19 protein-coding genes and 1 pseudogene are annotated in these 20,246 nt (G+C 71.5%); 13 read left to right on the forward strand and 7 right to left on the reverse strand.

Annotated elements, in window-relative coordinates:
• Window positions 1-2: 2 nt before the first annotated feature.
• The gene (rpmG, locus tag J7E91_RS27475) at window positions 3-167 is read right to left on the reverse strand and encodes a 50S ribosomal protein L33 (protein WP_214909232.1); all 165 of its coding nucleotides are present in this window, start codon (window positions 165-167) and stop codon (window positions 3-5) included.
• A gap of 50 nt (window positions 168-217) precedes the next feature.
• Here rpmG and rpmB point away from each other — a divergent pair, with 50 nt between their 5' ends.
• Genes rpmB through J7E91_RS27490 form a run of 3 tightly spaced genes read left to right on the forward strand, consistent with a single transcriptional unit; the run spans window position 218 to window position 1,305 of the window.
• Entirely contained in the window at window positions 218-454 is a 237-nt protein-coding gene (gene rpmB, locus J7E91_RS27480) for a 50S ribosomal protein L28 (protein WP_028810338.1), read from the forward strand.
• Entirely contained in the window at window positions 454-759 is a 306-nt protein-coding gene (rpsN, locus tag J7E91_RS27485) for a 30S ribosomal protein S14 (protein ID WP_214909233.1), read from the forward strand. Before rpmB ends, rpsN begins: the two co-directional genes overlap by 1 nt.
• 39 nt (window positions 760-798) lie before the next feature.
• Window positions 799-1,305: a hypothetical protein gene (locus J7E91_RS27490; protein WP_214909234.1), complete on the forward strand. Its 507-nt coding sequence runs from the start codon at window positions 799-801 to the stop codon at window positions 1,303-1,305.
• A gap of 140 nt (window positions 1,306-1,445) precedes the next feature.
• Here the strand turns inward: J7E91_RS27490 and J7E91_RS27495 are convergent, their stop codons facing one another.
• Window positions 1,446-2,627 (reverse strand): DUF2786 domain-containing protein, encoded by a 1,182-nt coding sequence (locus J7E91_RS27495; RefSeq protein WP_214909275.1) that lies wholly within the window; start codon window positions 2,625-2,627, stop codon window positions 1,446-1,448.
• A gap of 105 nt (window positions 2,628-2,732) precedes the next feature.
• Here J7E91_RS27495 and J7E91_RS27500 point away from each other — a divergent pair.
• The 9 genes and pseudogenes from J7E91_RS27500 to J7E91_RS27540 all read left to right on the forward strand — a co-directional run.
• Window positions 2,733-3,134: pseudogene (locus J7E91_RS27500) on the forward strand (ABC transporter ATP-binding protein); the annotation flags it as partial.
• Window positions 3,135-3,221: 87 nt separating this feature from the next.
• Window positions 3,222-4,916, forward strand: a complete 1,695-nt coding sequence (locus tag J7E91_RS27505) for a bifunctional 3'-5' exonuclease/DNA polymerase (RefSeq protein ID WP_214909235.1) — start codon at window positions 3,222-3,224, stop codon at window positions 4,914-4,916.
• Window positions 4,917-5,018: 102 nt separating this feature from the next.
• A complete protein-coding gene (locus tag J7E91_RS27510; protein WP_251016329.1) occupies window positions 5,019-5,423 on the forward strand; it encodes a DUF6479 family protein in 405 nt (134 codons plus the stop codon).
• Between the two features lie 73 nt (window positions 5,424-5,496).
• Window positions 5,497-5,970 carry a Dps family protein gene (locus J7E91_RS27515; protein ID WP_214909236.1) on the forward strand — a complete coding sequence of 158 codons (474 nt, stop codon included), beginning with the start codon at window positions 5,497-5,499 and terminating at the stop codon, window positions 5,968-5,970.
• Between the two features lie 63 nt (window positions 5,971-6,033).
• Entirely contained in the window at window positions 6,034-7,467 is a 1,434-nt protein-coding gene (locus J7E91_RS27520; RefSeq protein ID WP_214909238.1) for a cytochrome P450, read from the forward strand.
• Window positions 7,468-7,519: 52 nt separating this feature from the next.
• Entirely contained in the window at window positions 7,520-8,998 is a 1,479-nt protein-coding gene (locus J7E91_RS27525; RefSeq protein ID WP_214909240.1) for an aminotransferase class I/II-fold pyridoxal phosphate-dependent enzyme, read from the forward strand.
• A gap of 85 nt (window positions 8,999-9,083) precedes the next feature.
• Window positions 9,084-9,899 carry a VOC family protein gene (locus J7E91_RS27530; protein ID WP_214909243.1) on the forward strand — a complete coding sequence of 272 codons (816 nt, stop codon included), beginning with the start codon at window positions 9,084-9,086 and terminating at the stop codon, window positions 9,897-9,899.
• Between the two features lie 284 nt (window positions 9,900-10,183).
• On the forward strand, window positions 10,184-11,650 hold the full coding sequence (locus tag J7E91_RS27535) for a Gfo/Idh/MocA family protein (RefSeq protein WP_214909245.1): 1,467 nt from the start codon (window positions 10,184-10,186) through the stop codon (window positions 11,648-11,650).
• A gap of 25 nt (window positions 11,651-11,675) precedes the next feature.
• On the forward strand, window positions 11,676-12,698 hold the full coding sequence (locus J7E91_RS27540; RefSeq protein ID WP_251016330.1) for an NEW3 domain-containing protein: 1,023 nt from the start codon (window positions 11,676-11,678) through the stop codon (window positions 12,696-12,698).
• Between the two features lie 59 nt (window positions 12,699-12,757).
• Here J7E91_RS27540 and J7E91_RS27545 read toward each other — a convergent pair whose 3' ends face one another.
• Window positions 12,758-13,552: a DeoR/GlpR family DNA-binding transcription regulator gene (locus J7E91_RS27545; protein WP_214909246.1), complete on the reverse strand. Its 795-nt coding sequence runs from the start codon at window positions 13,550-13,552 to the stop codon at window positions 12,758-12,760.
• 133 nt (window positions 13,553-13,685) lie between these two features.
• On the opposite strand from J7E91_RS27545, the gene J7E91_RS27550 reads away from it, so the two are divergent.
• Window positions 13,686-14,639 (forward strand): SIS domain-containing protein, encoded by a 954-nt coding sequence (locus tag J7E91_RS27550; RefSeq protein WP_214909247.1) that lies wholly within the window; start codon window positions 13,686-13,688, stop codon window positions 14,637-14,639.
• A gap of 3 nt (window positions 14,640-14,642) precedes the next feature.
• Here J7E91_RS27550 and J7E91_RS27555 read toward each other — a convergent pair whose 3' ends face one another.
• The 4 genes from J7E91_RS27555 to J7E91_RS27570 form a co-directional block, all read right to left on the reverse strand.
• Window positions 14,643-15,158, reverse strand: coding sequence for a 2'-5' RNA ligase family protein (locus J7E91_RS27555; RefSeq protein WP_308377291.1), 516 nt, complete (start codon window positions 15,156-15,158; stop codon window positions 14,643-14,645).
• A gap of 67 nt (window positions 15,159-15,225) precedes the next feature.
• The gene (locus J7E91_RS27560; RefSeq protein ID WP_251016354.1) at window positions 15,226-16,485 is read right to left on the reverse strand and encodes an APC family permease; all 1,260 of its coding nucleotides are present in this window, start codon (window positions 16,483-16,485) and stop codon (window positions 15,226-15,228) included.
• Window positions 16,486-16,678: 193 nt separating this feature from the next.
• Entirely contained in the window at window positions 16,679-18,958 is a 2,280-nt protein-coding gene (locus J7E91_RS27565; RefSeq protein ID WP_214909250.1) for a catalase, read from the reverse strand.
• A 203-nt stretch (window positions 18,959-19,161) separates the two neighbouring features.
• On the reverse strand, window positions 19,162-20,196 hold the full coding sequence (locus tag J7E91_RS27570) for an alpha-ketoacid dehydrogenase subunit beta (RefSeq protein WP_214909278.1): 1,035 nt from the start codon (window positions 20,194-20,196) through the stop codon (window positions 19,162-19,164).
• Between the last annotated feature and the right edge of the window lie 50 nt (window positions 20,197-20,246).

Below are 20,246 nucleotides of genomic sequence, written 5' to 3' on the forward strand. Positions count from 1 at the left end.
GGTCAGCGCTCTTCGCGGAAGTCGACGTGCCGGCGGGCGACCGGGTCGAACTTGCGGAGCGTCATGCGGTCGGGGTTGTTGCGGCGGTTCTTGCGGGTCACGTACGTGTAGCCGGTCCCCGCCGTGGACCTGAGCTTGATGATCGGGCGGACTTCGTTGCGTGCCATGTGGTTAGTATATGGAAATGGTTCCCATTTTCAAAGAGGAGTGATCGACCTTGTCTGCCCACTGCCAGCTGACCGGCGCCCAGCCGGGATTCGGCAACAACATCTCCCACTCGCACCGGCGCACGTCGCGCCGCTTCGACCCGAACATCCAGCGCAAGCGCTACTGGCTGGCGAGCGAGGGCCGCCATGTGCGGCTCACGCTCAGCGCCCGGGCGATCAAGACCGTCGACGTGATCGGCGTCGAGGCTGCCGTGGCCCGCATCCGCGCGCGGGGGGTGAAGGTCTGATGGCGAAGAAGAGCAAGATCGCGCGCAATGAGCGGCGCAAGGCTGTCGTCGAGCGGTACGCCGAGCGGCGGGCGGAGCTGAAGGAGATCCTCCGCAAGCCCGGAACGGGTGAGGCCGAGCGTGCCGCCGCGCTGGAGGAGCTGCGCCGCCAGCCGCGCGACGCGAGCGCCACGCGCGTACGCAACCGGGACAGTGTCGACGGCCGGCCCCGTGGCCACCTCAGGAAGTTCGGGCTCTCCAGGGTGCGGATGCGGGAGCAGGCGCATGCCGGTTTCCTCCCCGGAGTGCGCAAGTCCTCCTGGTAGCTTGGCGCGTTCCGACCAACCGAAACCGGGGAGTCCGCAGTGCGTGAGTACGCGCGCACCACCGTCGCGGCGGCGGCCGTCGCGGCGGCCCTCGTCCTGACCGGCTGCAGCAGCGACAGCGGCGGCACGGGCAGCGACAAGGGCAGGGCCAAAGGCAGCAGCGGCAGCGCCGGGCAGAGCAGCGCTCCGCCCGGCGGGGACCAGGGGGCGTCGGCGGACGTCTCCGGGTCCTGGCTCGCGACGACCGACGGGAAGATCGTCGCGCTGATCATCCAGGGTTCCGACGCGGCTGTCGCCGGGGAGCACGTCTGCACCGGCACGGTCGCCGAGGGGGATGTCGCCGAAGGGAACAAGGTGACGCTGAAACTGAAGTGCGCCGACGGCAACGCCGACCGTACGACCGGCGTTGTCACGCCGGGCGCCGGCGGCGACTCGCTCACCGTGAAGTGGGGCAGCGGGATCGAGGACTCCTTCAAGAAGTCCGCCGGCGGTGACCAGTTGCCGGAGGGGATGCCCACCGATCTGCCGAAGCTGCCGGGTTCCTGACGGTGGGGTAGTCCGTACGTGGCTTACGCACGGGCCGCGGTTCCCTCACGGGGCCGCGGCCCTTCGTCGTCCAGGGCCTGTGACAGGTCCGCCACGGGTGTCCGGAGCGCGCTGAGCGGCCCGGGGAAAGCCCCGCGGGGTCAGCGGGTCACGCCGGGGCGCCCGGGCATCGTGGCCTGGTCGGCCGCCGCCGTGCCGTGTTCCCAGCCCGCGTGGTCGCTGACGCCCCGTACCCGCGTCGACGTCGTCTGCGGGAACATCCGCTCCGCCCGGTCCTCCACCGCCACGTCCCGCGCCGCCAGCACCGGCAGCAGCGAGCCCCCCGCCTCCTCCGTCACGTGTTCCGTCGCCTCGGACAGCCGGTGGCCCACCCGGCTCGCGTACGCCGTCAGGAACGCCTGACGGAAGGACTTGGTGCGCTTGCGGCCGCCCGCGCGCTGGGCGGCTTCCGCACGGGTCATCGCCGCCGTGCCCTGGACCAGGAGGGAGGTGTAGAGCAGCTCGACCGACTCCAGGTCCGGTTCGAAGCCGACGACCGTGGAGAAACCGAGGCCGCTGTTCCACACCGCGCGGCAGCGGTTCGCGGAGGCGGCGGCGTCGAGCAGGATCGCCTTGGCCGTCTCGTACGGGGCGTCGACGCCGATCCGGCATGCCGTCGGTACGTCGCCGGTGTGGCCCTGGGCGGCGAGCAGTGCGGCGTCGATGCTGTGGCGCGCCATCAGCTCCTGCGCCTTGGCGGTGAGGGCTTCCGCCTCGTCCGGGTAGTCGGTCGCCTCCGCCTTGGCCAGCAGCGCGCGGACGCGGGTGAGCATGCGCGGCTCGTCGGCGGTGGGTGTGTGCGGGCGTACGTGCATGGGCTCGCCCGGGGGCGGGCCGACCGGCTCGATCGCGGGGAGGCGGATGAGGTGGCGGAAGAGTTCGAGGAACGCCGTGGCGAGCGAGAAGCGGTCCGTCCGCTCGCGGGTGGCCAGCTCGTCGGCGTACCGGGCGTCGCCGCCCCACCATATGTGTGACGCCTCCAGGTCGCGGAGCTGCGCCTCCCAGCGGGGGGCGGTTCCGGCGTACCGGCGGTTCTCGGCGGCGATCAGGTCGGTGGCCAGGCGCACGTGGCGGTCGTCGAGGTCGCGGCGGACGATGCGTACGACGTCGGCGGGCTGCCAGCCGCGCTCCCAGGCGCGGCGTACGAACTCCTCGCCCCGGCGCAGGAGTTCGCGTCCCGCGTCCGGCCAGGGTGCGGCTGCGAGCAGCGAGGCGCCGAGGTCGAGACCCGCGTCGCCCTCGTCGTACACCGCCGCGGATACCGCCTTCTCCACCTGCTCCATGCCCTCGATGGTGTCACGGGGCGCCGAGGGGGTGGGGCCAGGCATACCCCGGAGACTCGGCTCAGCGGTCGTGCCCGGCGGGCGCCCGGCCGGAAAACTGGGCACATGATCACACCGGCTGTGCGGCTCACCGCACTCCACAGGACATATGTCGAGGTCAAAGCCCTCGACGGGGTCGACATCGTCTTCGGCAGTGGGACATTCACCGCCGTCATGGGGCCCTCCGGGTCGGGCAAGTCGACTCTCCTCCAGTGCGCGGCCGGACTCGACCGGCCCACGTCCGGGACGGTCACCGTCGGCGGCATGGAGCTGGGCGCTCTGAGCGAGCGGGGGCTCACGCTGCTGCGGCGCGACCGGATCGGCTTCGTGTTCCAGGCGTTCAACCTGCTGCCCTCACTGACCGCCGCGCAGAACGTCTCGTTGCCGCTGCGGCTGGCCGGCCGGCGTCCGTCGCGCACCGAGGTACGGGCGGCGCTGACGCGGGTCGGACTCGGTGAGCGGGCCGGGCAAGGCGCCGCAGGCTGTATCGGCTGAGCAGGGGCGTGGGGCGCGCCGCCAACGGCGTTGTCAGTGGCGGGTGCCAGACTCGCACTCATGAGCGATCGCTGGGCCGTCGCCGAGACGGACGCAGGGGGTGCGCTGCTCGTGCCGCTGGGGCGGGACGGGCGGCCGGCCGGTGACGTGCGCGAGGAGCCCGACCTCGTGTCGGCGGTCGGCTCCAGGCCCGAGGTCGGCCGGTGGGTGTGGCGGTCCACCGCCGAGATCTACCCGCGACTGCTCGCCGCGGGCGTGCGCGTCGAGCGGTGTTACGACATCGAGGACGCGGAGTCACTGCTGCTCGGGCACGAGGGCCGGCACGGCGAGCCGCATTCGGCGGCGGCGGCCTGGGCGCGGCTGCACAACCGGCCCGTGCCGCCCGATCCGCCGCAGCGCGCCGCCGAGCCCGGATCGCAGTCGTCGCTCTTCGAGCCGCAGCCGGTCCCGGTGGCGTTCGAGGACCTGCTGGAGGTGTACGCCGATCAGCAGCGCAGGCACGGCGCTGCCGAGCACCCCGACCGGATGCGGCTGCTGACGGCCGCCGAGTCGGCGGGGATGCTGGTGGCCGCCGAGATGAACAGGGCGGGGCTGCCGTGGCGGGCGGACGTGCACCGGGCGGTGCTGGAGGAGCTGCTCGGCGAGCGGTACACGGGCGGCGGCGACCCGCGCCGCATGGCGGAGCTGACGGACGAGATCTCGGCGGCGTTCGGCAGGCGCGTACGGCCCGAGCTGCCCGCCGATGTGATCAAGGCTTTCGCGCAGGCCGGGATCAAGGTGAAGTCCACGCGGCGGTGGGAGCTGGAGGGGGTCGGCCATCCGGCCGTGGAGCCGCTCATCGCGTACAAGAAGCTGTACCGGATCTACACGGCGCACGGCTGGGGCTGGCTCCAGGACTGGGTGCGCGCGGGCCGTTTCCGGCCCCAGTACCTGCCGGGCGGGACGATCACCGGGAGGTGGGTGACCAATGGCGGCGGCGCGCTCCAGATCCCGAAGGTCATCCGGCGCGCGGTGATCGCTGACGACGGCTGGCGGCTCGTGGTCGCCGACGCGGACCAGATGGAGCCGCGCGTCCTGGCCGCGATCTCGCACGATCCGGGGCTGATGGAGGTGGCGGGGCAGCCCGGTGACCTCTACAAGGCGGTGTCGGACCGGGCCTTCGCCGGTGACCGCGACATGGCGAAGCTCGCCGTGCTCAGCGCGGTGTACGGACAGACCTCCGGGGACGGTCTGAAGAATCTCGCGGCGCTGCGAAGACGTTTCCCGCGCGCTGTGGCGTATGTGGACGACGCGGCGCGCGCGGGAGAGGAGAAGCGGCTCGTACGGACCTGGCTGGGGCGGACATGTCCACCCGCGCCGGGCTCGGGAGAAGACGGTGAAGCGGGCATTCCGCAGGACGGCGCAGGAGAGGTGGCGGCGCCCGACGGGGAGTTCACGCCGGGGTACGCGTCGACGAACGCCCGCGCGCGGGGCCGCTTCACCCGGAACTTCGTCGTGCAGGGCAGCGCCGCCGACTGGGCGCTGCTGATGATGGCGGCGCTGCGGCAGAGCCTGAGGGCGGCGGGCCTCCGGGCGGAGCTGGTGTTCTTCCAGCACGACGAAGTGATCGTGCACTGCCCCGCCGGGGAGGCGCAGCAGGTCGTGGAGGCGATCCGCGCGGCCGGTGATCTGGCCGGGCGGATCGCCTTCGGCCGGACGCCGGTGCGCTTCCCCTTCACGACGGCGGTCGTGGAGTGCTACGCCGACGCGAAGTAACGCGGGCCGGGGCCGGGAAGTCCACCCGACACGGCGGCCGTGCGGAAATGTTTCACCTGTACGGCCGCTCATGACTCGGGCGCCCGTGGGTACCCGCCGCGCATGAGCGCACTCCAGAGCACGAGAACCAGCGAATTCGCCGGCCTCGCGGACCCCACGGCCGCGAGTGACCTGGTCATCGGTATCGCGCCGTTCGTCGCGGGACTGGCCATCGCGGCCGCTCTGATCGCCGCCGTGTGGTGGGGCATCCGCATCAGGAACCGCGAGCCGGCTCCTCCCACGCCCCAGGAGCAGCCGCACCGGCCGGAGGGCTCGGGGCCGCCCGAGGTCAGGGAGCGCCGGGAACCCGACGAAGTAGTGCCTCCGGAAGGCGGACGCCTCCTCCCGCACGAGCTCAGAAACACCGGTAACGCGTCCGGCAGGCCCAGTGCGGAGCAGCCGGAGGAGCGGCCGCGGTGGGACGAGAAGTCCGGTGGTGCGTTCGGTAGCGGAGGCCCCGGCGGCTGAGTCGCCGACAGGCGGAACAGCGGCATCCGACCACAGACTGAAGCAGACGAGAGTGTCGAAAAGGAGCAACTGCATGACCGCCCTCAAGAGCACCCTGCCCGAAGCCGCCCGTCAGACCACCGCGGATGCCCTCCAGGGCGCCCTGGTGGACCTGCTCGGTCTGTCACTTCTGGCAAAGCAGGCGCACTGGACGATCGTGGGACCGCGTTTCCGCTCCATCCACCTCCAGCTCGACGAGCTGGTGTCCTTCGCCCGTTCGTACGCCGACGTCGTCGCGGAACGCTCGTCGGCCATCGGCGTCGCACCCGACGGCCGGGTGGAGACGGTCGCCAAGACCGCTGAACTCCCCACGCCCGCGGACGGCTGGACCCAGGACAGCGACGTCGTGGCCCTGGTCGTCGAAGCGCTCGGCGTTGTCGGCCTCAGGATGCGCGAGCGGATCGACGCGACCGACAAGCCCGACCCGGTGACTCAGGACATCTTCATCGGCCTCACCGCGGAGCTCGAGAAGCAGCGCTGGATGTTCCAGGCCGAGAACCAGCACTGAGTCCCCCCAGGACCGGGGCCCGCCGGCAGCACCGGAACCCGCCAGCACCGAGGGAGCCGCACGATGGCCGGGAGAGATCCAGCCGCCGCATGGGCCGGCGAGCCGGAACAGGGCGCGCCGGGCGAACAGGGCGTACCGGATGACCGGGCCGCGCGCCGCGCCTCGACGCCCGGCCGCGCGTCCGCCCGGGACACCGCCCGCGTCGCCCTGCGGGTGGGCCTGCCCACGCTCGCGGGCGGTGTCGTCGTCCGCCGCAAGCAGGGCATGGCGCTCGCCACCCGCATCGACGCGGACCGCCACGCGGTGGAGCTCCTGAACGAGCTGCGCAGGCGGTACGGTCCCGGGCCGCTGCACCTGCGCCTGGCGGGCCGGAACGTCGCCCTGCCGCTCTCCGCCGAGGACGCGCAGCGCGTACTGGACGAGACGCCGGAGCCGTTCACCCCGGCGGCCCGCCTGAAGCGGGACGCGCTCGGCCACTTCCAGCCGCACGGCGTACTGATCTCCACCGGCCAGGAGCGCGACGAACGCAGGGCCTTCAACGAGGACGTCCTGGAGACCGGACGGCATCTGCACCACCTCGCCCCGCAGTTCGTACGCACCGTCCGCGAGGAGGCCGACGGACTGCTCGCCGAAGCCAAGGCCCAAGGCACCGGCCGGCTGGACTGGGGCACGTTCGGCGCCGCCTGGTGGCGGACCGTGCGCCGCGTCGTCCTCGGTGACGCGGCGCGCGACGACACCGCCCTGACCGACCGCCTCGGCCGGCTGCGCGGTTTCGGCAACTGGTCGGCCCTGGTCCCCACGCGCGCCACCGCCGGCCCGCGCGAGCGCTTCCAGCAAGGCCTGCGCGCCCACCTGGACCGGGCGGAGCCGGGCAGCCTCGCCGAGGCGCTGGCCCGGACGTCCGCCAAGCCGGGCGTCGACCCGGCGGGTCAGGTGCCGCACTGGCTGTTCGCGTTCGACGCGGCAGGCATCGCGGCCGCGCGCACGCTGGCCCTGCTGGCCACCCACCCGGCGCAGGAGCAGCAAGTACGCAACGAGCTGGCCATACCGGAGCTGACCCGGCCGCAGTTGCTGCCGTACACGCGCGCGTGCGTCATGGAGTCCGTGCGGCTGTGGCCGACGACGCCGTTCCTGCTCCGCGAGAGCACCCGCGAGACGCGGTGGGGCGAGGGAACTCTGCCCGGGGGCACGGCGTTCCTCGTGTACGCCCCCTACTTCCACCGGGACGGTTCCGCGCCGTACGGTGACCGCTTCGTACCGGAGATCTGGCTGGACGGCACGGCGCACACCGGCCCCGAGCTGGTGCCGTTCAGTGCGGGACCCGGTGTGTGCCCCGGCGAGGACCTCGTCCTCCTCGTCACGTCCACGCTCGTCGCCGCGCTCATGGAGCGCCACGACTTCCGGCTGCACAGCCCGGACGGACTGCGGCCCGGCCGGCCGCTGCCGTACACCCTCAACCACTTCGCTCTGCGCTTCTCCGCCGCCGCCCGGCCCTGAGATCCGCGGGCCCCAGAGGAATCGACCGGCCCGTTCGAGGAACCCGTACCGCATGGACCGCATGGATCACACCCACGCCCCCATACTGGAAGCACTCGACCGCTACCACGAGCGAGGCGAACTCGCGTTCACGCCACCGGGACACAAACAGGCCCGGGGGGCGGATCCGCTGGCCCGGAAGGTCCTGGGCGACGCGGTGTACCTCTCGGACGTCCTCGCCTCCGGCGGCCTCGACGACCACCGCACCAGCGGCAACGTGCTGCTGCGCGCGGAGCGGCTGATGGCCGACGCCGTCCACGCCGAGCACACCTTCTTCTCCACCTGCGGCAGTTCGCTGTCCGTCAAGGCGGCCATGCTCTCGGTCGCGCACCCGCACCAGAAGCTGCTGGTGGGCAGGGACGCGCACAAGTCGGTCGTCTCCGGCCTGATCCTTTCCGGCATCGAGCCGGTCTGGGTCGATCCCCAGTGGGACACCAAGCTGAACCTGGCGCATCCGCCGTCCGCCGAGGCCTTCGAGGAGGCCTTCGAACGCGAGCCGGACGCGCGCGGGGCGCTGGTCACCAGCCCGACGCCGTACGGGGCTTGCGCCGAGCTGTCCGCCATCGCGCGGACCTGCCACGCCCGTTCGGTCCCGCTGATCGTCGACGAGGCGTGGGGCGCGCATCTGCCGTTCCACGAACAGCTGCCGTCGTGGGCGATGGACGCGGGCGCCGACGTCTGCGTGACCAGCATCCACAAGATGGGCAGCGGCCTCGAACAGGGTTCGGTGTTTCATCTGCAAGGGGATCTGATCGACCCGCAGGTGCTGAAGTCCCGCGCCGACCTGCTCGGCACCACCAGCCCCTCCGTCATCATCTGGGCCGGACTCGACGGCTGGCGGCGCCAGATGATGACGCAGGGCAACCGGCTGATGGACGACGTGCTGCGGCTCGCCTCCCACGTACGGGCGGAGATCGAGCGGATCCCCGGCCTCCACGTCAACGACCGCACCGACTTCACCGGCCCGGGCAAGGCCGCGGACTTCGACCCGCTGCCGGTGATCATCGACATCCAGGCGCTGGGTACGACGGGCTACCGGGCGGCGGACTGGCTGCGCGAGCGGCGCAGTACCGACATGCATCTCATCGACCACCGCCGGATCGGCGCGCAGCTCACGCACGCCGACTCGCGGGCCACGACCGCGCCGCTGCTGGACGCGCTGAAGGATCTCGCCAACCACTCCGAGGAATTGGCGGGCGCGCCGGTCGTCGACGTACCGGCCGGGCAGGACATGCGGCTGGAGCAGACCTGCCTGCCACGGGACGCGTACTTCGGCGACACCGAGAACGTACCGCTGGAGGACGCGGTCGGGCGGGTGGCCGCCGAGATGATCACGCCGTACCCGCCCGGGATCCCGGCCGCGCTGCCGGGTGAGCGGCTGACGGAGCCGGTGCTGCGCTATCTGCGTACCGGCCTGGACGCGGGCATGAACGTCCCGGACCCGGCGGATCCGGGCCTGAAGACGGTGCGGGTCACGGCCAACCGGTCCTGAGAGAGCGCCCGAGCCGGCCGACGGGCGGTTGTCAGTGGTGGGTGACAGGCTGGATCTACGAGGACCTGCGACGAAAGGCAACGTCATGATCACCACTGACTTCGCGCCGGGCTCCCCTTGTTGGATCGACCTCGGCGCCCCCGATGTCCCCGCCGCGGCCGGGTTCTACAACGCGGTGTTCGACTGGCAGTTCCAGGGTTACGGCCCTCCGGACGCACCGGACGCGAACGACTACGGCGTGCTGAAGCGGGACGGGAGGACCATCGCCGGAATCGGGAAGCTCACCGAGGAAGGGGCCCGCTCGGCCTGGATGATCTACTTCTGCACCCCGGACGCCGACGCCACCACCGAGGCCGTGGAGCGGTCGGGCGGCAAGGTGCGGGTCCCCCCGATGGACGCCGACGGCGAGGGGCGGATGGCTCAGTACACCGACCCGCAGGGCGGTCAGTTCGCCGTCTGGCAGCCGGGCAAGACCAAGGGGATGGAGGCCGCGGACCGGCCGGGCACGCTGTGCTGGACCGAGCTCTACACCACCGACTCGGCCGGGGCGAAGGAGTTCTACGGCAATCTCTTCGGCTGGGGCACCGAGGACATGGAGCTGCCGGGCGGCGGCGGGACGTACTCAATGATCACCCCTGCCGGTCTTCCCCCGGAACGCATGCACGGCGGCCTCATGCAGCTCCCGTCGGAGGCCCTCTCACTGAACAACGGCAGGCCCTACTGGCACCCGGTGTTCGCGGTCGAGGACTGCGACGCCACGGTCGCCAAGGTCACCGGAAACGGCGGCAGTGTGCAGATGGGCCCGGAGGACGCCGAGGGCGTCGGACGACTGGCCGTCTGCGTCGACCCGTCCGGCGCGGACTTCGTGGTACTCACCCCCGCCCCACTGGCACAGGCCTGAGGCTGCTGCCTGCCGCACCCCGACACACGCCAGAGGGCCCGACCGACACACCCGCAGGGCTTCGGCCGCCCCGCGGGTGTGCTCCTGCTGTGCGCAGGCGAACCGTGAACACCGGGTGCGGGTGTGCCTGGGTGCGCCGTCGCCCGGTCCTCCCCCGGCGCCGAATGCTCGATTTTGTTCGTAACACGGTTCCTGCGAACACCTATTGACATGTAACTGGCAATCCCGCCAGAGTCGACTCCGCCAGTGAAGTGATGCCGGTCACGTAACGAGGAGCGTCTCGTATGCCCGAAATCCCCGCAGTCTCACGTCGCTTGCTCCTGGGAGGGACGCTGGCCACCGGAGCGTCGCTCGCGGCCGGGATCGGTTCGGCCGGAAGCGCGACGGCGGCGCCCTTGGCTGCCGCATCGGCCGCGTCGGCCGCGACCGAGGACTCCGCCGCGACGCCCGCCCGCAGACCGGGCCAGAAGTCGATGATCAACGTGCCCTTCGAGGCGTACAAAACCGTCCGCGTCGGCGTGATCGGGCTCGGCAACCGCGGCTCCGGAATGACCACGGGCTGGTCCGTGGTCCCCGGCTGCGTCGTGACCGCCGTCTGCGACATCCGCGCCGACCGCGCCAAGCGCACCGCCGACCAGCTGGTCGCCAAGGGCAAGCCGCGCCCCGCGGAGTTCGGCGGCTCGGCCGACTCGTACACGGAAATGCTCAAGCGCGACGACATCGACCTCGTGTACATCGCGACGCCGTGGGAGTTCCACTACGAGCAGGGCAAGGCCGCGCTGCTGGCGGACAAGCACGTCGTCGTCGAGCTGCCCATCGCGACCGAGCTGCGCGAACTGTGGGAGCTCGTGGACACCTCGGAGCGCACCCGCAAGAACCTGATGCTGGCCGAGAACTGCAACTACGGCCGCAACGAACTGGCCATGCTCAAGGCCGCCCACGAGGGCCTGTTCGGCGACATCACCAACGGCCACGGCGGGTACCTGCACGACCTGCGCGCGCTGCTCTTCTCCAACACGTACTACACCGACTCCTGGCGCCGGCTCTGGCACACCCGCAGCACCGCGTCCTTCTACGCCATGCACGGACTGGCCCCGATCGCGGCGGCCATGGACATCAACCGCGGCGACCGGATGACGACTCTCAAAGCCACCGCGACCGCGCCGAAGGGCCTCGCCGACTACCGGGAGCGCTTCGTCCCCAGGTCGCACCCGTCGTGGAACGAGACGTACATCAACGGCGACCTGGTCACCTGCGCGATCGAGACCGCCAAGGGCCGGACCATCCGGGCCGAGCACGACGTCAGTTCGCCCCGTCCGTACAGCCGCATCAACTCCATCGCGGGCACCCGCGGGATCTTCGAGGACTACGCGGGTACGTCGACGACGGGCGGCCGCATCTACGTCGAGCCGGACCACGGCGGCCACTCCTGGCGCGACTTCGACACGTACCGCAAGGAGTTCGACCACTGGCTGTGGAAGAAGATCGGCGACGACGCCGCGAACAACGGCGGCCACGGCGGCATGGACTACGTCCTGCAGTGGCGCACGGTGCAGACGATGCGGGCGGGGCTGGTCCCGGACATCGACGTGTACGACTCGGCGGTCTGGTGCGCACCGGTGCCGCTGAGCGTCATGTCGCTGGCGAACAAGGGCCGGCCGGTCGCGATACCGGACTTCACGCGGGGCGGCTGGGTCAATCTGCGCTCCGGTCTCGACTCGCGCATGACCGAGATGCCCCCCGTTTCCTGAGCTGCCGGACTCCAAGGAGCACGCGATGAGATCAGCCCCAGCACGACTGGTCACTCCGCTCAGAGCGGTGGCTGTGGCGGTGGGAGCGGCGGTGGCGGGCGCGGTGATGCTCGTCCCGGCAGGAGCGGCGGCGGTCGCGGCCGGGCCGGGGGCCGCCGCGGCGGCCAGGACCGAGGTGACCATCTCGCCCGTGGACCTGGACGGACCGGCCGTCTCGACGGTGAAGGTGTCCGTCAAGAACGCCGGGCCGCAGCGCCTGCGTTCGCTGAAGGTGTCGTTCGCCGGACCGGCCGGATGGGCGGTCCGGCCGTCGGTGCGCAGCGTGAGCGGATCGCTGGCGACGGGCGCTTCGGCCGATACGACGTTCCGGATCCAAGTCCCGGAGAAGCGGCCCGGTTTCGTGATCCGTACGTTCACGGCGACCGCGACGTATCAGGGCGGCGACGGCCAGGGCACGGCCACCGGCACCCGCACGGAGCGGTCCGGGACCCCGCAGGCGAGCCTTGCGGCGGCGTACAACAATGTGGCGATCACCGACGAGTCCGCGACGAAGGCGGGCGACTACGACGGTGAGGGCAACAGCTTCTCGGCGCAGAAGCTCGCCGCGGTGGGTCTGACGCCCGGGGCGACGGTCGACGCCCTCGGGGCGAAACTGACCTGGCCGGACGTACCGGCCGGGACGAAGGACAACGTGGCGAGCGGCGGTCAGGCGATCACCCTGGGCGGCAAGGGCAGCAGGCTGGTGTTCCTCGGTTCGGGCGTCACCAGCGCCGCGACGGGCAACGCCACCGTCTACTACACCGACGGGTCCTCCAGTACGGGGACGTTCGGCTTCCCCAACTGGTCGTTCGACCCGGTGACGGCGCACGGCGCGACGCTGGTCAAGTCGACCGACGGCCGCAATCGGCAGGACGGGTACGGCAACGCGACGGTGAAGTACAGCGTGTTCGCCCACTCGGTGGCGCTGGACCCGGCCAAGACGGTCGAGTTCGTGGTCCTGCCCTCGAATGCCAACGTCCACATCTTCGCCATGGCGCTCGCCCCGTGAGGGGGTAGGGGCTGCGGGCGGGCGGGTGTCCTGCGGAGCTCACCCCGCTCCGTCCGTCCTCAGACGGTGATCACCTTGATCCCGGCGTCGGTGAGCCGGCCCGCCGCCTCTGCCGGGATCGCGGAGTCGGTCACCACCACGTCGATACGGTCCAGGCCGCAGATCCGGGCAAACGCGCGCTTTCCCATCTTCGACGAGTCCGTCACCACGATCACCCGGTGCGACCGCTCCGCCAACAGCCGGCTGACGCTCGCCTCGTCCTCCTGATGCGCCATGACGCCCAGCTCAGGGTCCACCCCGTCGACGCCGAGTATGACGACATCCAGCACGACCTCGTTGAGTACACCCATGGTCAGCGGCCCGACCAGCTCGTACGTCTGCGGCCGTGCCACCCCACCGGTGACCACAAGCTTGATCTGCGGCCGCACCGCCAACTCACCCGCGATGTTCAGCGCGTTGGTGACCACGGTCAGCACAGGACCGGCACCGGCACCGGCACCACCGCCCGCAGACGCCCGCAGCGCCAAAGCCCGCGCCACCTCCGTAGTGGTCGTGCCCCCGTTGAGGCCGACCACATCCCCGTCCGCGACGAGATCCGCCGCAGCCGCCGCGATCCGCTGCTTCTCGGACGCGTGGCGCGAGGACTTGTAGCGCAGGGGCAGCTCGTACGACACTCCGTGCGCGATCGCGCCGCCCCGCGTCCGTACGAGCATCTGCTGCTCCGCGAGTTCGTCCAGGTCCCTGCGGATCGTCGCGGCGGAGACCTCCAGCGTGGTGGCGGCCTCCTCGACCTCCAGCCTTCCCTCGGCGGCCAGCAGCTCCAGCAGCGCGCTCCACCGCTCGTGTTTCGACATGCGGTCCGACTCCTTCACAAACATGGACTGCGAGTTCGGCTTGGTGGATACTTCGCCACACGACGCGCCAGCGCTCGAAGATGCTTGGAACATCGACTCTTCGAGCAGTTTCAATCATATGGGGGTTCGTTCCATGTCCACCGCAGATTCCTCCCGCACCGCGGTCGAGATCGCCTCTCAACCTGCCACATGGGCCCGGGCGGCCACGTCGCTTTCCTCCCACACGGACGCCCTGCCGCGCCGCGGCGAGCGCGTCGCCGTGATCGGCTGCGGCACCTCCTGGTTCATCGCCCAGGCGTACGCCGTACTGCGCGAGAGCGGCGGCCACGGCGAGACGGACGCCTTCGCCGCCTCGGAGTTCCCGTACCGCGACGGTTACGACCGCGTCCTGGCGATCACTCGCTCCGGCACCACGACCGAGGTCCTGGAGGTACTCCGGCGCGTGAAGGGCACCTCGCCCTCCGGCGCGATCACCGCCGACCCCACCACCCCCGTCATGGGGGCGGCGGACGCCGTGGCCGTACTGGACTTCGCCGACGAGGAGTCGGTGGTGCAGACCCGCTTCGCCACCACCGTCCTCGCGCTGCTGCGCGCGCACCTGGAGGCGGAGGATGCGCTTCCGGCCGGTGTACGTCCCCTCTCCGAGGCGATCCGGGACGCCGAGCGGGCCGTCGCCGTGCCGCTGCCCGCCGAGGTGCTCGGCGCCGGGCAGTTCACCTTCCTCGGCACCGGCTGGACGTACGGACTCGCCCTGGAGGCGGGGCTCAAGATGCGCGAGGCGGCGGGCGCCTGGACCGAGGCGTACCCGGCCATGGAGTACCGGCACGGCCCGATCAGCATCACCGGACCCGGGCGCGTGGCCTGGATCTTCGGCGCCCTGCCGGACGGCCTCGCGCAGGACATCCGGCGCGTCGGCGGCACGCTGACCGCCGAGTCGCAACCTACCGACGCCGGCGCCCTGGACCCGCTGGCCGACCTGATCCGCGCCCAGCGCCTGGCAGTCGCCCTCGCCGAGTCCCGCGGCTACGACCCGGACAAGCCCCGCAACCTCACCCGGTCGGTGGTCCTGGAGAACAGCACGGCGTAACGCTCACACCCCGTCCCCCAGCCGGTACGCCGTATGGTCCCGCCACTGTTCCCCGTCCCGGACGATCAGGTGCACCGTCTCGACCCGCGAAGTCACGGGCAGGGCGGGCGCGCACTCCGCCTCCAGGGCGTCGTACGCGCGCTCCCAGGTGTCCGGTCCCTCGTGGTTGGCGATCGTCAGGTGCGGGTCGAGACCTTCACCGAACAGGCCCCGGTACGGCACCGCCTCGGGCCAGCGCCCGGTGAGCTCCTTGGTGAGCGCCCGTATCGGATCGGCCGGCTGGGGAGCGAGGAAGAGGACGCCCGGATACCGCCCGAACTCGCAGAACGTCAGGTCGAAGGGGTCGTACGAGCGGAAGAGTTCCAGCAGTTCGCGATGGACCGGACCGGCTGTCCGGCTCTCGTGCAGGAACGGATAGAGCACGGTGACATGGGCGGGAAATCCGGCTCTGACGAGCGGATCGGCCTCGGGCACCTTGATGGTCAGAGCCGTGTCCCCGGCAACATCCGGCCACCCCACTGCCCCGCCCCCCTCTCGCCCGGTGAGGGCCAAGGAAACCACAGCCCGGCCCGGCAATAGGCCGCTCTCAGCCGCTGCGCCTCCTGCGCCTCCGTACGGCCGCCAGTACGCCCAGCAGCGCGCCCACCGCCAGCACGAGCAGCCCGCGCGTCCACACCTCGCGCTCGATCTGTGTCGCGAGAACGACGCACGACAGCGCACCGAGTACGGCGACCGTGGTGGGCGTCCTGAAGTGGCCGTGCGGTACTTCGTCACGGCGCAGGACGAGCACGGCCGTATTGACGGTGAAGAAGACGACGAGGAGCAGCAGCACAAGGGTTGAGGCGAGGGTGGCCACGTCCCCGGTGACCGCGAGCAGGAGTGACAGTGCCGTGGTGGCGGCGATCGCCGCCCACGGGGTGCGGCGGCCGGGCAGCACCTTGGTCAGGACTCCGGGGAGGAGCCCGTCGCGTGCCATGCCGTAGGCAAGCCGGGAGGACATGATGCCGGTGAGCAGAGCGCCGTTGGCGACCGCGACGAGCGCGACGGCGCCGAAGAGCCAGGGCGGTACTCCCCCGGCGGCCTCGACCACTTCGAGCAGCGGCCCGCTGGACTCGGCGAGCGTTTTCGTGTCGACGGCCGCACCGGCCGCGACGCCCACCACCGCGTAGACCAGGCCGGCCGTGGCGAGCGCGCCGAAGAGGGCACGGGGGTAGGAGCGCCGTGGGTCGCGGGTCTCCTCGGCGACGTTGACGGACGTCTCGAATCCGACGAAGGAGTAGAAGGCGAGGACGGACCCGCTCAGGACCGCCGCCGCGGGCCCGTGTTCGGGCGTACCGAGCCTCGTCAGTGCGCTCAGGTCGCCGTCGCCTCGCAGCACCACCCAGGCGCCGAGCCCGGCGACCAGCAGGAGACCGCCCACCTCGATGACGGTGGCCACGACATTGGCGCGCGTCGATTCGCTGATGCCGCGGGCGTTGAGCAGGGCGAGCGCGGCGAGGAACACCACCGCCACCAGCGCCACGGGGAGGGAAACGAAAACCGCCAGGTAGTCCCCGCCGAAGCCCCTGGCGAGAGCCGCGACGGAGACGATGCCCGCGGCGAGCATGCAGAAGCCGGCGAGGAACCCGGCGAACGGCCCGTAGGCGAGGGTGGCGTAGTGTGACGCGCCGCCCGCCCGTGGGTATTTGGTGGCGAGTTCGGCGTACGAGGAAGCGGTCAGCAGGGCCAGGCAGAGCGCGACGCCCAGGGGCACCCACACGGCGCCGCCCGATTCGGCGGCGATCTGGCCCACCAGGACGTACACGCCCGCGCCGAGGACATCGCCCAGGATGAAGAAGTAGAGCAGCGGTGTCGTGAGGGCACGCCTGAGCGCCGTGCCCGGCGCGGACCCCGCAGGCGCCGACCCCGTGTCCACTGCCCCGTGCGCCACCACCGCTTCCCTTCGTACGTACGAGATCTCACTCTGCTGATACCGCGTCATGGGCGCGGCCGGCCCATGACGCGAAGTGACGGACTATCAGGACCCGAGCCGGAACGGCTCAGACGGCGATCGGAAAGCGATCCCACACGCGGTGCTGCCCCAGGAGCTGCTTGATCTGCTCCAGCGTGCCCGTACCGCTGTCGCCGGTCACGACGCCCGGGGTGCCGACGGGAATGCCCGCGGACTCCAGGACACGTTCGGCGCCCGCCCAGCCGCCGATGGCCTTGCCGTGCCTGAACGCCTCCGACAGCATCAGCTGCACCCGTGGATCGGTCGCCGCGCCGGCCGGCGCCACCGCCTCGGCGGCCTTGGCGTCCCGTGCGCCGTAGGCGTCGCTGCCGATGCCGGGCACGCCCGCCACGAGAATGGCGTCGTACTCGACAGAACGCGCGGTGACGTAAGTGCGCTGGACGGCGAGCGGTTCGCCGCCGCCTTCCAGCTTGCCGCCGGACGGGGCGATGACCAGCGGGACCATCCCGGCGTCCAGCACCGCCTGGCGTACGGACCGCACGCCGTCGAGGTCGCCGTCGGCGTCGGTGATGATCCCGACGACGCGTCCGTCCAGCGGCCAGGTCTGTCCCAGCTGGGACAGGGCCGGGCTCGGGTCGGGGGTCGTCAGCGACACGGTGGCCGCCGGCGCGGGCAGGCCGAGGCCCATGGCGACCTGTTCGCACAGTTCCGGGTCGATGTTGGCGAGCACCTTCAGCCCGCGCTCCTTGATGGCCGGCTCGTAGCACTTCCCGAGCTCGAAGGTGTACGCCGCGATGATGTGCTCGCGCTCGACGGGCGTCATGCTGAGCCAGAACAGCCGGGGCTGGCTGAAGTGGTCCGCGAAGGAGGCGGGTGCCTCGCGCACCTTCCTCGCCGCGGGCACCTCCCTGGGCACCTCGATGTACGCCGCGGTGTCCGCGCCCGCCGGGAACGGGCAGCCGCCGTCGAGGGAGTTGGGCCGGTAGGGAGCCGCGCCGGTGTGCACGGCCGTCTGGTGCATGCCGTCGCGGTTCATGTCGTTGACCGGCGCGTGGGTGCGGTTGACCGGGATCTGGGCGAAGTTGGGGCCCCCGAGACGGCTGATCTGGGTGTCCAGGTACGAGAAGAGCCGACCGCTGAGCAGCGGGTCGTCGGTGATGTCGATGCCGGGCACCAGATGCCCGGGGTGGAAGGCGACCTGCTCGGTCTCGGCGAAGAAGTTCGACGGGTTGGCGTTGAGCGTCAGCAGCCCGATCGGCTGTACGGGCGCCAGCTCCTCCGGGACGATGTTCGTCGGGTCGAGCAGGTCGATGCCCTCGAACACCTGCTCCGGGGTGTCGGGGAAGGTCTGGATGCCGAGCTCCCACTGCGGGTACGCGCCGGCCTCGATCGCGTCGGCGAGGTCCCGGCGGTGGAAGTCGGGATCCATCCCGTTGATCAGCTGCGCTTCCTCCCACACCAGCGAGTGCACGCCGAGCTTGGGCTTCCAGTGGAACTTCACCAGCGTCGTCGCGCCCTCGGCGTTGACCAGCCGGAAGGTGTGGACGCCGAAGCCCTCCATCATCCGGAAGGAACGCGGAATGCCCCGGTCCGACATGTTCCACAGGGTGTGGTGGGTCGCCTCGGTGTGCAGGGTGACGAAGTCCCAGAAGGTGTCGTGCGCGCTCTGCGCCTGCGGGATCTCCCGGTCCGGGTGCGGCTTGCCGGCATGGATGATGTCGGGGAACTTGATCGCGTCCTGGATGAAGAAGACCGGGATGTTGTTGGCGACGAGGTCGAAATTGCCCTCGTCCGTATAGAACTTCGTCGCGAAGCCACGTGTGTCCCGCACGGTGTCCGCCGAACCGCGCGACCCGAGGACGGTCGAGAACCGCGTGAACACCGGCGTCTCGACGCCCTTGCCGAGGAAGGCCGCCTTGGTGATCTGCGCGGCGGTCCCGTAGCCCTGGAAGACGCCGTGCGCCGCGGCGCCGCGCGCGTGCACGACCCGCTCCGGGATGCGCTCGTGGTCGAAATGCGTGATCTTCTCGCGCAGATGGTGGTCCTGAAGGAGCACCGGCCCGCGCGCACCGGCTTTGAGGGAGTGATCGGTGTCGTACAGCCGAGTGCCCTGAGCCGTGGTCAGGTACGCGTCGCCCTGGGCCATGTCGGCCTGCGCGGCGCCGGTGGGCCTCCCGGTGGGGCTGACCGTCTCGGGGCCGCTCTGGTCGGGCTTGGGCGGCAGCGGCGCCCGGACGTCGGTCGGCTCGTCGACCGGCGGCGACTCGGCGCCGGGCTTCCCCGGAATCCCGTTCTCCGGCCCTTGGTCACCGCTGAGTACATCGGCCGCCTTCGCCGCGACGGCTTTCACCGGGTTCTTCTCGCTCATCTGTTCTCCAACCGTGTGGGGGCAACGTCACAGCTATGACCCGCACCGCAGAAGAGGAAACTGCGCCCCGGGCCACGCGCGACCGCACGCACCTGCACCTGTGACGGCGCCGCACGAGTACCCAGCACCCGGCCCCCGAACCGGCCGGATTCACTCCGGAGGGGGTCGGACGTCGCCCGACCGCCTCCGGCGCCCACCCCGGCTCAGTACGGTCCGACGAATCCCGCCGTGACCCCGGTCAGCCTGGGGACCGCGCTCCGGTCGCCGCCGACCAGCTCAAGACACGCGGCCGCGATCCTGCCGGCGTCGGGATGGAACGCGTCCTCCAGAGGGGACGACACCGGCGCCGGACAGTCCGGCGGCGTGACCCGGCGAACCGGTCGGCGCAGCGCGTCCGGTACGTTCTCGGCGACCACGGCGGCCACCTCCGCCGCGAAGCCGTAACGGGCCCAGCTGGTGTCCGCCACCACCAGCCGCCCGGTCTTCGCCACCGACTCGCAGATGAGGTCGTCGTCCAGCGGGCGGATGCTGCGTACGTCGATGACCTCGACACTGATGCCCTGTCCGGCCAGCAGATCGGCGGCGCGCTGCGCCTCGTACACCATCAGCGAGGCCGCGACCACCGTCACGTCCGTGCCGGACCGGGCGACGCGGCCGCGGCCGAAGGGGGCCGGCAACGGCTCCGGCGGAACGTCGCCCTCGACCTGGTACAGGCCGCGGTTCTCCAGCAGCAGCACCGGTGTCTCGGAGCGCAGCGCCTGGACGAGCAGCCCCTTGGCGTCCGCGGGCGAGGCCGGTGTCGCGGCGTACAGGCCGGGAAAGTGGCCGAAGACCGACTGCGGGCTCTGGGAGTGTGTGGCGCCCTGGCCCCAGCCACGGCCGACGACGCCACGGGTGACCACGGGGACGCCGCCCTGGTCGCCGTACATGTAGCGCCACTTCGCCGCGAGGTTCACCAGCGCGTCCATCGCCAGGAACATGAAGTCCGCGCGGGAGTGGACCATCAGCGGGCGACGCCCCATGGCGGCCGCGCCCACGGCGATACCGGCGCACGCGTTCTCGGAGTTGGGCAGATCGATCACCCGGGACGCGCCGAAGCGCTCGTACGCCGCGCGGGTCGTCCCGTAGATGCCCTTGTCGTCGTCCACCCCCTCCCCAGCGACGAAGACGCCGGGGTCGGCGGCCATGCACTGGACCGTGGCCTCGCTGATCGCCTGCCAGTAAGTGAGCTTGCGCATCTGACGCATGCCGTAGCCCTGCGCGCGCTCCCGGATGGTCGTCCCACGGG

Origin of the sequence: Streptomyces sp. ISL-99, from assembly GCF_018614005.1 — a bacterium.
GTDB lineage: Bacteria > Actinomycetota > Actinomycetes > Streptomycetales > Streptomycetaceae > Streptomyces > Streptomyces flavidovirens.